This is a genomic window from Novosphingobium sp. (assembly GCF_965228995.1).
In the GTDB taxonomy this organism is placed as follows: Bacteria; Pseudomonadota; Alphaproteobacteria; order Sphingomonadales; family Sphingomonadaceae; genus Novosphingobium.
Window position 1 is genome coordinate 3,962,522 of sequence record NZ_OZ245852.1, and the last position, 11,397, is coordinate 3,973,918.

The following is an 11,397-nucleotide window of genomic DNA, read 5'->3' on the forward strand; positions in this document are numbered from 1 at the left end:
GATCAGATTACTCCGGCGTTATCAACGGCACGCTTGGAAAATAGCTGCGATAGAAACGGGCATCACGGGTGAGAATGGCTGCACCAAGCGCTTGTGCATGGCCACCAATAAGGAAATCGGGCAGCGGCAGCTTGGGCGTGTCGGAACCTCTACGAGCGCGATAGGCTTGAAAGGCGCGGCCTGCCAGATACCCCGATGCTGCATCAAGCGGCTCGAAACCTATCAGTAAAGCAGCCAGAACAGCATTGAAGCGCTCAAGGCTTTCAAAGCCCGTTGCCACCTCACTGATAACGACCGGGTTTACGGCTAGATTCGCACCCAGCGCACTGCGGGCAATTTGAGACTTCGACCACTCGAACCAATCAGGATCACGATCAAACAAATCGATGAGCACATTCGAATCCACAAGAATCACGGCTGCCAATCGCCCCGTATTTCCCGCATGTACTCATCCGTCGTCATGCCATCAGGATTGGGGTATTTTCCAGCCAGCGCATCGATCGCCGCAAGCACGCGGTCCTGGCGCTGCTCAGGCGTTTCTGGCGTAGCACCTTCCACCGGCAGGATCACTGTCTCACCCCGGTCATTGGTGCCCACGCGCACGGGTTGGCCCGCCTTCAATCCGGCTCGATCACGCAAAGCTTTCGGGATCAGAACCTGACCCTTGCTGGTCATGTTGACCAGCGTTTCCTGCTCGATCCTGCTATGCGCGTTCATCGTGGCTCTCCTGTGTTACCTTAGGTAACACCACCTCCCTCTTCCTACCACCATTTAGTCGGACGCGCGGTGAACTCCGCACGGGCTTCGATCGCGAGGCCCGCATCGAGCACGCCCTGCTCGTCGAACGGACGGCCGATCAGCTGGAGCCCCAGCGGCAGGCCCTGCCGGTCGAGGCCCGCAGGCACAGACATCGCGGGCAGGCCGGCCAGCGAGGCGGGCACGGCGAACACGTCGTTGAGGTACATCGCCAGCGGATCGCTCACCATCTCGCCGAGGCCGAACGCGGCGGTCGGCGCGGTGGGGGCGAGGATCACGTCGACGCTCTGGAACGCGTCCATGAAATCGCGGCTGATCAAGGTACGGACCTTCTGCGCCTGCGTGTAGTAGGCGTCGTAGAAGCCCGCCGAGAGCACGTAGGTGCCGATCAGGATGCGGCGCTTCACTTCCGCGCCGAACCCGGCAGCGCGGGTGGCGGCATACATGTCCTGCAGCCCGGCGCCCTGCGGCAGATCGCGCAGGCCGTAGCGCACGCCGTCATACCGCGCGAGGTTGGAAGAAGCTTCAGCAGGGGCGATGATGTAGTAGGCGGGCAGCGCGTACTTGGTGTGCGCGAGGTTGATGTCGACGATCTCGGCGCCTGCGTCCTTGAGCCAGGCGATGCCTTCGTCCCAGACGCGGGAAACATCGGCGTCCATCCCGTCCATGCGGTATTCGCGCGGGATGCCGACTTTCTTGCCGCGCAGGTCGGCGTTCAGATTGGCTTCCCAGTCCGGCACCGGCATATCGAGACTGGTCGAATCCTTGGGATCGAAGCCGGCCATCGCTTCCAGCATGATCGCGCAATCGCGCACATCGCGCGCCATCGGGCCGGCCTGATCTAGACTGGATGCAAACGCCACGATCCCCCAGCGCGAGCAGCGGCCATAGGTCGGCTTGATGCCCGAAATGCCGGTGAACGAGGCGGGCTGGCGGATCGAGCCGCCGGTGTCGGTGCCTGTCGCGGCAGGGGCGATGCGCGCGGAGACGGCGGCGGAGGACCCGCCCGAGGAGCCGCCGGGAGCCAGCTGCGCGTCGCTGCCTTCGCGCCGCCACGGCGAGACCACATTGCCGAACGCGCTCGTCTCGTTCGAGGAGCCCATCGCGAACTGATCGAGGTTGAGCTTGCCGAGCATGCCCGCGCCGGCATCCCACAGCTTCTGGCTGACGGTCGATTCGTAAGGCGGCACGAAATTGCCGAGGATGTTCGAAGCGGCGGTCGTCTTGGTGCCCGTGGTCGCGAAGAGGTCCTTCATGCCGATCGGCACACCGGCCATCTTGCCGAGCGGCTTCCCCGCAGCGCGGTCCGCATCGACGACGGCGGCGGCTTCGAGCGCCTTCTCGGGCGTCAGCGTGATGAAGGCGTTGAGCGCGTCCTGCGCTTCGGCAACGACGGTGTTGAAGGCACCTGCGACTTCCGTCGCGGTGAAATCGCCCTTCGCCACGCCGTCGCGGATTGCGGCAACGCCAAGGTCGGTGAGACTGGTCATTATTCGATCACCTTGGGCACGCCGAAGAAGCCATGTTCGCCAGCGGGCGCGTTGGACAGCACCTTGTCCTGCACGTCGCCGCCGGTCAGCGGATCGGCGTTCACCACGTCATCCCGCAGGCGCTGCTGGTTCGGGATCACCGCAGTCATCGGCGCGATCCCTTCCACGTTCACTTCGCCGAGCTGTTCAACCCAGGCGAGGATGCCATTGAGTTCGGGCACCATCGCCGCGATCTCTTCATCGGTCACCTTGATGCGGGCCAGCGAGGCGATCCTGGCCACCGTGGCGGTGTCTACGGACATGACGTTCTTTCGCTAGGACTGGGGCCGACTGGCGCGCGGGCGCCAATCAGCCGGGAACGGATATCAGGGCTGCTGCGGCAGGCTTTCAGCGCCGCCATTGCCAACGGGGCCGCCGCCGGGCGCGCCGCCCAGTTGCTGCTGCATCTGCTGGCGCATCTGGCGGAGTTGCTCGATCTCGGCCGCGCTCTTGAAATCAAGCAGCTCGACATCGAACGTGAGATCGCTGTTCGCCGGAATGGCAACCTCACCCGTGGTGGGGTTCTTCTGCTCCTGCGCGCCATAGGCGAGCGCGGCGGGAATGATCAGCTTGTACTTGCCCTTGCGCTGCATCTTCTGCAGTCCCTGGCTGAACCCCGGGATCACGCCTTCGACCGGCATCGCCACTTGCGAGCCCTTGTCGAATTCCTTGCCGCTGGTGAGGTGGCCGACATAGTTGACGAGCACGACATCACCCGGCTTCGGCGACGGACCGGAGCCCGCCGTGACGGTTTCGACGACGAGTCCCTGATAGCGCACGGCCCAGGCGGCGGTCGCGCCGATCAGCAGCGCGAGAATCACGCCGATCCAGATGCGGGTGAGCGATCCCTTGCCGACCGGCTGGAGCGGAACGCGGGTGATTTCCGACATGTCTTCCCCTTTTGCGGAGCCGGCGGGACGGCTCCCATCTCAAGCCCGAACGCCGGAACAGCACATGCCGGACAAGCGAAAGGGCGCCGCGATTACGGCGCCCTCTTGGCCCAGCCGGACCCTGTTCGCAAGAGGCTAAGGACCGGGATCACCCGGCCCTTGAAGCAGCTTACTTGCCGCCGTCGCGCTCAAGCCGCTTGCGCTCCATCTTGCGGGCGCGGCGGACAGCAGCAGCCTTTTCACGGGCGCGCTTTTCCGAGGGCTTTTCAAAGTGACGGCGCAGCTTCATCTCGCGATACACGCCCTCACGCTGCAGCTTCTTCTTGAGCGCGCGAAGGGCCTGGTCGACATTGTTGTCGCGAACGAGAATCTGCATAAACCGCTACACCTCAATGCTGATGGCGAGAGCCCGCCCACGCGGGAGTCACCTAAAATGGCAGAAATAGAAAACGCGCCGAATCCGAACGGATCGGCTCTCACGCGGCGCCCGCTACCAAAAGCGCCCCCGCAAGGCAAGCAATCTCGTGCAATTGGCGCCCGCCTGCGTTAGGGGCTTGCCCGATGACATCCACCCCGCCTCTGCTTGCCACGGTTCCGCCCGGCCTTGCTGTCGCCGCTGGCGGCGCGCTCGGCGCGTGGCTGCGCTATCAAACTGGCCGCCTGTTTCTTGCCGCTCTCGGCCCGGTTTCGGCCAGCGCCTTCCCCTGGGCCACACTCACCGTGAACGTGCTGGGTAGCGCTGCGATGGGGCTCCTTGTGGGCTGGCTGGCGCGGCATGGCGCGAGTTCAGGTGGGGGCGGCGAACATTGGCGCCTGCTGCTGGGTGTCGGCGTGCTCGGCGGCTACACCACGTTTTCCTCCTTCGCGCTGGAGTTCGCGCTCTTCGTAGAGCGCGGTGCACTGGGGCTTGCCGCCAGCTATGTCGCGGTATCGCTGCTTGCGGGCTTTGCCGCCCTGTTCGGCGGCCTCTGGCTGATGCGGGTGACGGCATGAGCGGGGCTGCGAACGGAGGTGGCAATCCGGACGACGTCCGCCAGTTCACTGTCGTCAAGGATGACGACGGTGTTCGGCTCGACCGCTGGTTCAAGCGCAATTTGCCTGCGGTTGGCTTTGCCACCGTCTCGCGCTGGGCGCGCACCGGGCAGCTGCGCGTTGATGGCAAGCGCGCCGATGTCGATACGCGGCTCGAAAAGGGCCAGGTCCTGCGCGTGCCGCCGGGTGGCAGCGCGCCGGCCGGGATCAAGGGCACGCGGCCGAAGCAGCCACTGACCGAGGAACAGATCGCTCTCGCTGAAAGCATGATCCTCACGCAGGACCGCGCCGCGATCGTGCTCAACAAGCCGCCCGGGCTTGCCACACAGGGCGGCAGCGGCACGCACGAACATGTCGATGGCCTGCTCGATGCTTATGCCGAGGAAAAGGGCCCGCGGCCGCGCCTAGTTCACCGGCTCGACAAGGATACCTCGGGCGTCCTGCTGATCGCGCGCACCCCGGGCAGCGCTGCGTTCTTCTCGAAGCGCTTTTCGGGACGCACCGCGCGCAAGATCTACTGGGCGCTGATCACCGGCGTGCCCGATATCAAGGACGGCCTGATCGAGCTTCCACTCGCCAAGCAGCCGGGCACCGGCGGCGAGAAGATGATGGTCGACGAAAGCGAGCAAGGCCAGTCCGCCCGCACCCGCTACCGGGTGATCGGACGCGCGGGCAATTCGGCCTGCTGGGTCGAGCTGCAGCCGCTCACGGGGCGCACCCACCAGCTGCGCGTGCATATGGCGGCGATCGGCCATCCCATCGTCGGCGACGGCAAGTATGGCGGGCAGGCCGCATTCCTGACCGGTTCGATCAGCCGCAAGATGCATCTCCATGCGCGCCGTTTGCGCATCGAACATCCCGAAGGCGATCTGCTCGACGTGACGGCGCCGCTGCCCGAGCATTTTGCGGCCAGCATGGCGCAGCTGGGCTTCGATGAAGCTGATGGCGAATTGCCGCTGGAGCCGGTCAAGCTGGTGCCGGACAAAGTGATCGAGAAGCGCGCGGCCAAGGCCCATGCCAAGGAATACCGCAAGGAACGCCGCGGGGAGCGCCGCAAGCGCGCCGATGCCCCGCCAAGCGGCCGCACCGCACCCAAGCCGCGCGCAGGCGTCAAGAAGGGCCCGGGAAGCAAGGCTCCCACCGGCACCGCGCTCGCGCGCGCATCGGCAGGCCGCGCCTCTGCCGAACGCAATGCGGCGGAACGCAGCGCCAACGGCGGCAAGCCGGTGCGCCGCGCGCCGGCGGCAGGCAAGACCGGCGGCGGCACTTCAGGTGGCGGGAGGCCCAAAGGTCCAACCAGCGGGGCGCCGCGCCGTAGTCCGAGAGGCTGATGCACCCGAATCCCGCTTTCCGCACCGATGCCAAAATCGATGAGCGCGCGCTGTTTTCCGCGCTGATCGCGGAAGCCGGCTTCGGCATGGTGTTCCTCACCACGCCCGATGGCCCGCGCGTCGCTCATGTGCCGCTGCTCCTGACCGAGGCGAGCACGCTGCGCTTCCACCTCGCGCTCGGCAATGCGCTTACCCGCCATCTCGATGGTGCGCGGGCGCTCGCGGTGGTCAACGGGCCGGACGGCTATATCTCGGCACGCTGGTACTGCGATCCCGATCAGGTGCCGACGTGGAACTACCTCGCGCTCGAAATGGAAGGGCCGATCCGCCGCATGGACCGCGAAGGCCTCCATGCGCTGCTCGAAGACGTCTCCGCTCACCACGAAGCGCGCGTCGCCGAAGGCACGCCCTGGACCATGGACAAGATGGCCCGGATCAAGCGCGACCGCATGATGGACATGATCGTCGGCTTCGAACTGACGGTCGAGGCCTGGCGGCCCACCGTGAAGCTCTCGCAAAACAAGCCCGCCGAAGAGCGCGCGCGGCTGATCGAGGGGCTCAAAGGCGAAGGCAAGCTCGCCCTCGCGGCTCTGATGGAAAGGCTCGGATCATGAGCTTGCGCCTTGCCATCTTCGATTGTGACGGCACGCTGGTCGATAGCCAGGCCGATATCTGCGCCGCGATGGATGCCGCCTTCGCTGCCGCAGGTCTGACCCCGCCGGATCGCAACGCCACCCGCCGCGTCGTGGGGCTCTCGCTGCCCGAGGCGATGCGCCGCCTGCGTCCAGATGGCACGGGCGATGATCACGCAATGCTGGCCCAGCTCTACCGCGACGCCTTCCGCGAACGCCGCATGGCGGGCCAGGTGGCCGAGCCGCTTTATGAAGGCATTGCCGGGCTGATCGAGGAACTGGCTGGCGCGGGCTGGCTGCTCGGTGTCGCCACCGGCAAGAGCGACCGCGGCCTGGTCCATTGCCTCGAGACACATGGCCTCACCGGGCACTTCATCACGCTGCAGACCGCGGATCGTCACCCTTCCAAGCCGCATCCCAGCATGATCGAGGCCTGCCTCGCCGAAAGCGGCGCAGCGGCGAGCGAGACTGCAATGATCGGCGATACGGCCTTCGACATGGCGATGGCTGTCAACGCCGGGGTCCGCGCCATTGGTGTCGACTGGGGCTACCACCATCCACGCGAACTGGTCGAAGCCGGGGCGGAAGCGGTTGCAGGATCGATCGCCGAACTGCGCCTGCTGCTGAAGGGCATGGAATGAGCCGCACATCACTCACAAACCCTCCGTTCGTGTCGAGCGAAGTCGAGACACAGGGCGCGGCGTATGGTGTCTCGACTTCGCTCGACACGAACGGCTGTGTTTTGGTTTTTGAGAGCGAGCAGTGACTGATTCTCCTGATCCCGCCGCCGCGCGCTTTGCGGTGCTACAACTGGTCCGGCTCTCGGGCGCAGTGCTTGCCTTTGCGGGGGTGCTGATCGCCTCGGGCAATATCAGCTGGCTGCACCGTCTGCCCGAAGCGGCGGGCTATGTGCTGATCGGCGCGGGCCTGCTCGATTTCTTCGTCGCGCCCCTCTTCCTCGCGCGGCGCTGGAAAAGCCGTCCGTGAAGCGGTTCTACAAGGCCGTGACCGTCGCCGCGGAAGGCACGGGCTTCCGGGTCATGCTCGATGGCCGGCCCCTGCGCACTGTCGGCGGACGCGCCCAGATCGTGCCGAGCGCCCCGCTGGCCGAAGCGCTTGCCGCTGAATGGTCTGGCCAAGGCGATGAAATCGATCCCGCGCGCTTCGTCTTCCGCGATCTGACCGACTATGCAATCGACGTGGTCGTCCCCGGCAAGGCGGCGGTGGTGGAAGAGCTCATCCCTTACGCCGAGACCGATACGCTGTGCTACCGCGCCGAGCCCGACGAAGCACTCGGCATCCGCCAGCGCACGGTGTGGGACCCGGTGCTCGCCGCCGCCGAATCGCGCTGGGACGTGCGGTTCGTGCGCGTGGCAGGGATCATGCACCGCCCGCAGCCCGATGAAACGCTGGCCCGCCTGCGCGAAGAGCTTGAATTACGCGATGGCTTCACGCTGGCTGCGGTGAAGACCACCGCCTCCCTCGCAGCCTCGCTGGTGCTGGGGCTGATGGCAGTCGAACCCGGCGCAGACATCGACGCGCTGTGGGAAGCCGCCAATCTGGAGGAAGACTGGCAGGCCGAGCTCTGGGGCAAGGACGAGGAAGCCCTGGTCCGCCGCGCCCGCCGCCACGCCGCCTTTGCGGCAGCCGCGCGGTTTGCCGTGCTGGCGCGGGGTTAGCCGACCCAGTCGGCGATTTCGGCCGCGACCTTGTTGGCGGCGTGGTTGAGCGCCGGGCCGATTGCGTCAGGATCAGGATCGATACCCGCCACGGTGCTCTCGAATCGGCGCGTCTCGATCCGCCCATCGGGTAGCCACTTCATCGCATCGAAGCGGACAACCGCGGAGTGGGTTGGCACATCGAAGCCCATCGCCAGCAGGCGGCCACCGATGCGCGTGCCGGTGGTGCCGCGGTCTGCCTCAACCACCAGTCCCTTGCCCCGCGCGCGCAGCGTTTCGGCCAGCAGGTGCTGGAACGCCCGGCTCGGCCGCTCGACCCACTGCGTCCCCTTGATATAGGCGACGCTGGCCGCATCGATTTGCACCGGAATGCGCAGAACCGAAACCGGCGCCGCCGCCGCGGGTTCGAGGACCACGGTCGCATCGCCGAGTGCGCCGCTGCTGCTGGCGCCGATGGCTGGTGCCGTTTCCGGCGTCAGGCTCAGCAAGGTGCCGGGCGGCTTCGCTCCGATGCTCACGCAGCCACTCAGCGCAGCGAGCAAGACAACCGTTGCGGCAATTGTTCGGATTATGCGGGCGCTCATGGCTTGTAGTCCGGCAGTTTGGGGCTTCCCACGACACTGCTGATGCCGCGGTCGCTGATCTGGTCGGTCATCGTGCGGATCGATCGCGAGGTGGCCTCGATATCGCGCAGCGCCGATTCGAAGGCCGGCAAGGTGCGGTCGTTGAACTGCTTCGCAGCGGGCTTCGCTTCATCCATCGTGGCCTGCAGCGAATCAGCCGCTGCCTGCGCAGACTTGAGCGTTGTCCGCAGCTGCTTGGCGAGGCCGTTCGCGGGATCGTTGATCGAAGCGTCGGTCGAATTTGCCAGCTTGTCCACCGTGGCGAGCGTGATAGTCGCCTGCTTGAGCGTCAGCTGCAATTCGGCCAGCGACTTCTTCACCTCGGGCGAAGCGCCCGCGAGGTTGCCGGTCAGCTGGTCGGTATGCGCGAGAATATTCGCGAACGCCTTCTGGTTCTGATCCGAAAGCACCATGGTCAGCCGTTCGGACAGGGTCGCGAGGCGCTCGAGCAGCAGCGGCGCGTTAGACAGGATCTCGCCAAGCCCGCTGCGCTTGGTGGGGATCACCGGCGCACCAGCCGGCCCCGGCTCATCAATCGGTGGTGCGTCCTTGACCGCGCCCGCCAGCTGGATCGTCGAAACGCCGGTGAAGCTGCCTTGCAGGCTCGCGGTGGTGCCCTGGAGGATCGGCACCTTGCGATCGACCTTGATCCGCACGCGCACGAAGCTGGGGTCCTTTTCCCAGAGCGTGATTTCCTTGACCTGCCCGACCGGGACGCCCGAATAAGACACTTCCGAGCCCTTCGCGACACCATCGACCGATTGCTTGAAGAAGATATCGTAGTCGTTCTGCTCGTGCTGGCTCAACCGTGCGATCCAGATCAGCAGCGCGGCCAGCCCCGCCATGAGCAGGATGGTGACGATCCCCACCCAGATATGATTGGCGCGCGTTTCCATCGGCTATCCCTATGCCTGAACATCCGCAGTGCCAAGAGCACCGCCACGCTCGTTACGCTCATTCGCAGCCATCGCGGCGCGGCCGCGCGGGCCGTTGAAGTAGGACTTGATCCACGGGTGGTCGGTCGCGATCAGTTCGGCGATCGTGCCCACTGCGATCACGCGCTTGTCGGCGATCACAGCCACCCGGTCGCAGATCTCGTAAAGCGTATCGAGATCGTGGGTGATGAGGAACACGGTGAGGCCCAGCGTCTGCTGCAGGCTGCGGATCAGCTGGTCAAACCCGGCCGCGCCGATGGGATCGAGACCGGCGGTCGGCTCGTCAAGGAACAGGAGCTCGGGATCGAGCGCCAGCGCGCGGGCGAGCCCGGCGCGCTTTCGCATGCCGCCGGAAAGCTCGCTCGGATACTTGCTCGTCGCCTCTGCGGGCAGGCCGGAGAGCAGCACCTTGTAGCGCGCGATCTCGTGGCGCAGCTCGTCGGTGATCTCGGGATAGAACTCGCGCAAGGGAACCTCGACGTTCTCCGCCACCGTAAGCGTGGAGAACAACGCGCCGCCCTGAAACAGGATCCCCCAGCGGCAACGGATATCGATGTCATCATCATCGCGCGCATCGGTGATCGGGCTGCCGAGCACTTCGATCTCGCCCGCTTCGGGAATCTGCAGCCCGATGATCGAGCGCATGAGCACCGATTTGCCGGTACCCGAACCGCCCACGACGCCAAGGATCTCGCCCCGCCGCACATCGAGATCGAGGTTCTCGTGAATCACATGCTCGCCGAACGCATTGCGGAGGCCGCGGACGCGGATCGGATAGAGATCGGCCTCGCTCCCTGCCGGGGGCGGCACCGCGCAGGCGGTCATGAGTCCTTCGTCGCTCATCCCCAGCCCACTTCCGAGAAGAACACCGCGAAAAACGCGTCGAGCACGATCACCATGAAGATCGCCATGACCACCGCCGCCGTCGTACGCGTGCCGACTTCCTCGGCATCGCTCTTCACCTGCAGCCCCTGAAAGCAGCCCGATGTGGCGACAATCAGGCCGAACACCGGGCCCTTGATCAGGCCTACCCACACATCGTGGACCGGCACCACTTCCTGAATACGCGCGAGGAAAGTGAAGAACGGAATCCCCAGCGTAAGCGCCGAAAGCGCCGCACCGCCGATGATCCCGATCACCGCCGAATACGTGCCAAGCAGCGGCATCATCAGCATCGTCGCGAGCAGGCGCGGGATCACCAGCGCTTCGATCGGGGAGACGCCGATGGTCCGCATCGCGTCGATTTCCTCGGTCAGCCGCATCGTGCCGAGCTGCGCAGCGAATGCCGAACCGGAGCGGCCCGCGACCATGATCGCCGTCATCAGAATGCCAAGCTCACGCAAGGAGAGCCGGCCGACGAGGTTCACCGTGTAGATCTCGGCGCCGAACTGCCTGAGCTGCACAGCGCCCTGCTGCGCGATCACGATGCCGACAAGGAAGCTCATGAGGCCGATGATGGCAAGCGCATTGACCCCCATCAGCTCCATCTGGTGCACCAATGCGCGCATGCGAAACCGGCTCGGATGGCGCAGCAGCACACCGCTAGCCAGCACGATCTGGCCAAGGAAGCCGAGCACCAGCAGCATGCCGTGCCCAAGCCCGGTCATGACCTGGCCGACATGATCGGGCACGCGCAGCAGGAGCGGCAGGCGGTGCGCTTCGACCGGAGACGTGTTGTCGTCCACCGCGCTGATCGCCGAGATCAGCCGCTCCGCCTCGGGCGAGGCGCCGGTGATCGGCGCATCGAGGCGCTGCGACAGGCTCCACGCCGTCCAGGCGCCCACGGTATCGATCCGCGTTGCATGGCTGAGATCGATGGCCGCAAACGGGCCCTCGAGAGCGCGCAGACGCTGATCGATTACGCCGAGCGAGGAAACGGTCATCGGGCCGGAAAACACCAGCGTAGCCGCCCCTTCGGCGACCTGCTCGGTCGAAAAATCGGCTGATGCCCGCATGGTAATGGCTACATGCGGGAAATCGGCCCCAGCCG

Annotated in this window: 16 protein-coding genes; 6 read left to right on the plus strand and 10 right to left on the minus strand. The window is 65.8% G+C overall.

Going from position 1 to position 11,397, the window contains the following annotated elements:
* Positions 1 to 7: 7 nt before the first annotated feature.
* The 6 genes from ACO056_RS18080 to rpsU form a co-directional block, all read right to left on the minus strand.
* Positions 8 to 415, minus strand: a complete 408-nt coding sequence (locus tag ACO056_RS18080) for a type II toxin-antitoxin system VapC family toxin (RefSeq protein ID WP_421855581.1) — start codon at positions 413 to 415, stop codon at positions 8 to 10.
* A complete protein-coding gene (locus ACO056_RS18085) occupies positions 412 to 717 on the minus strand; it encodes an AbrB/MazE/SpoVT family DNA-binding domain-containing protein (RefSeq protein ID WP_421849543.1) in 306 nt (101 codons plus the stop codon). The genes ACO056_RS18080 and ACO056_RS18085 overlap by 4 nt, the downstream gene beginning before the upstream one ends.
* Positions 718 to 761: 44 nt before the next feature.
* A complete protein-coding gene (gene gatA / locus ACO056_RS18090) occupies positions 762 to 2,246 on the minus strand; it encodes an Asp-tRNA(Asn)/Glu-tRNA(Gln) amidotransferase subunit GatA (protein ID WP_421849546.1) in 1,485 nt (494 codons plus the stop codon).
* Complete coding sequence (gene gatC, locus ACO056_RS18095; protein WP_421849549.1) at positions 2,246 to 2,548, minus strand: Asp-tRNA(Asn)/Glu-tRNA(Gln) amidotransferase subunit GatC; 303 nt, start codon at positions 2,546 to 2,548, stop codon at positions 2,246 to 2,248. The genes gatA and gatC overlap by 1 nt, the downstream gene beginning before the upstream one ends.
* A 63-nt stretch (positions 2,549 to 2,611) precedes the next feature.
* A complete protein-coding gene (locus ACO056_RS18100) occupies positions 2,612 to 3,175 on the minus strand; it encodes an FKBP-type peptidyl-prolyl cis-trans isomerase (RefSeq protein WP_421849551.1) in 564 nt (187 codons plus the stop codon).
* Positions 3,176 to 3,344: 169 nt separating this feature from the next.
* Positions 3,345 to 3,551 carry a 30S ribosomal protein S21 gene (gene rpsU / locus ACO056_RS18105; RefSeq protein ID WP_054121618.1) on the minus strand — a complete coding sequence of 69 codons (207 nt, stop codon included), beginning with the start codon at positions 3,549 to 3,551 and terminating at the stop codon, positions 3,345 to 3,347.
* A 185-nt stretch (positions 3,552 to 3,736) separates the two neighbouring features.
* Between rpsU and ACO056_RS18110 the strand changes: the two genes are divergently transcribed.
* From ACO056_RS18110 to ACO056_RS18135, 6 genes are all read left to right on the plus strand, one after another.
* Positions 3,737 to 4,168 carry a CrcB family protein gene (locus tag ACO056_RS18110; RefSeq protein WP_421849553.1) on the plus strand — a complete coding sequence of 144 codons (432 nt, stop codon included), beginning with the start codon at positions 3,737 to 3,739 and terminating at the stop codon, positions 4,166 to 4,168.
* Complete coding sequence (locus ACO056_RS18115) at positions 4,165 to 5,538, plus strand: RluA family pseudouridine synthase (RefSeq protein ID WP_421849556.1); 1,374 nt, start codon at positions 4,165 to 4,167, stop codon at positions 5,536 to 5,538. Before ACO056_RS18110 ends, ACO056_RS18115 begins: the two co-directional genes overlap by 4 nt.
* On the plus strand, positions 5,538 to 6,152 hold the full coding sequence (locus ACO056_RS18120) for an FMN-binding negative transcriptional regulator (protein ID WP_421849559.1): 615 nt from the start codon (positions 5,538 to 5,540) through the stop codon (positions 6,150 to 6,152). The genes ACO056_RS18115 and ACO056_RS18120 overlap by 1 nt, the downstream gene beginning before the upstream one ends.
* A complete protein-coding gene (locus ACO056_RS18125) occupies positions 6,149 to 6,811 on the plus strand; it encodes an HAD-IA family hydrolase (protein WP_421849562.1) in 663 nt (220 codons plus the stop codon). The genes ACO056_RS18120 and ACO056_RS18125 overlap by 4 nt, the downstream gene beginning before the upstream one ends.
* Before the next feature lie 121 nt (positions 6,812 to 6,932).
* Entirely contained in the window at positions 6,933 to 7,157 is a 225-nt protein-coding gene (locus ACO056_RS18130) for a hypothetical protein (protein WP_421849565.1), read from the plus strand.
* The gene (locus ACO056_RS18135; RefSeq protein WP_421849568.1) at positions 7,154 to 7,849 is read left to right on the plus strand and encodes an ATP12 family chaperone protein; all 696 of its coding nucleotides are present in this window, start codon (positions 7,154 to 7,156) and stop codon (positions 7,847 to 7,849) included. Before ACO056_RS18130 ends, ACO056_RS18135 begins: the two co-directional genes overlap by 4 nt.
* Here the strand turns inward: ACO056_RS18135 and ACO056_RS18140 are convergent.
* The 4 genes from ACO056_RS18140 to ACO056_RS18155 form a co-directional block, all read right to left on the minus strand.
* Entirely contained in the window at positions 7,846 to 8,367 is a 522-nt protein-coding gene (locus tag ACO056_RS18140; protein ID WP_421849571.1) for an ABC-type transport auxiliary lipoprotein family protein, read from the minus strand. The genes ACO056_RS18135 and ACO056_RS18140 overlap by 4 nt on opposite strands.
* A 62-nt stretch (positions 8,368 to 8,429) precedes the next feature.
* Positions 8,430 to 9,368, minus strand: a complete 939-nt coding sequence (locus ACO056_RS18145) for an MlaD family protein (protein ID WP_421849573.1) — start codon at positions 9,366 to 9,368, stop codon at positions 8,430 to 8,432.
* A gap of 9 nt (positions 9,369 to 9,377) precedes the next feature.
* Complete coding sequence (locus ACO056_RS18150; RefSeq protein ID WP_421855584.1) at positions 9,378 to 10,232, minus strand: ABC transporter ATP-binding protein; 855 nt, start codon at positions 10,230 to 10,232, stop codon at positions 9,378 to 9,380.
* A 14-nt stretch (positions 10,233 to 10,246) separates the two neighbouring features.
* On the minus strand, positions 10,247 to 11,362 hold the full coding sequence (locus tag ACO056_RS18155; protein WP_421849576.1) for an MlaE family ABC transporter permease: 1,116 nt from the start codon (positions 11,360 to 11,362) through the stop codon (positions 10,247 to 10,249).
* Positions 11,363 to 11,397: the final 35 nt, after the last annotated feature.

Bases quoted from the DNA above. Each gene is read 5' to 3' on its own strand.
- ACO056_RS18085 (WP_421849543.1), bottom strand. From the start codon at position 717: ATGAACGCGCATAGCAGGATCGAGCAGGAAACGCTGGTCAACATGACC.
- gatA (WP_421849546.1), bottom strand. From the start codon at position 2,246: ATGACCAGTCTCACCGACCTTGGCGTTGCCGCAATCCGCGACGGCGTG.
- gatC (WP_421849549.1), bottom strand. From the start codon at position 2,548: ATGTCCGTAGACACCGCCACGGTGGCCAGGATCGCCTCGCTGGCCCGC.
- ACO056_RS18100 (WP_421849551.1), bottom strand. From the start codon at position 3,175: ATGTCGGAAATCACCCGCGTTCCGCTCCAGCCGGTCGGCAAGGGATCG.
- rpsU (WP_054121618.1), bottom strand. From the start codon at position 3,551: ATGCAGATTCTCGTTCGCGACAACAATGTCGACCAGGCCCTTCGCGCG.
- ACO056_RS18110 (WP_421849553.1), top strand. From the start codon at position 3,737: ATGACATCCACCCCGCCTCTGCTTGCCACGGTTCCGCCCGGCCTTGCT.
- ACO056_RS18115 (WP_421849556.1), top strand. From the start codon at position 4,165: ATGAGCGGGGCTGCGAACGGAGGTGGCAATCCGGACGACGTCCGCCAG.
- ACO056_RS18120 (WP_421849559.1), top strand. From the start codon at position 5,538: ATGCACCCGAATCCCGCTTTCCGCACCGATGCCAAAATCGATGAGCGC.
- ACO056_RS18125 (WP_421849562.1), top strand. From the start codon at position 6,149: ATGAGCTTGCGCCTTGCCATCTTCGATTGTGACGGCACGCTGGTCGAT.
- ACO056_RS18145 (WP_421849573.1), bottom strand. From the start codon at position 9,368: ATGGAAACGCGCGCCAATCATATCTGGGTGGGGATCGTCACCATCCTG.
- ACO056_RS18150 (WP_421855584.1), bottom strand. From the start codon at position 10,232: ATGACCGCCTGCGCGGTGCCGCCCCCGGCAGGGAGCGAGGCCGATCTC.
- ACO056_RS18155 (WP_421849576.1), bottom strand. From the start codon at position 11,362: ATGCGGGCATCAGCCGATTTTTCGACCGAGCAGGTCGCCGAAGGGGCG.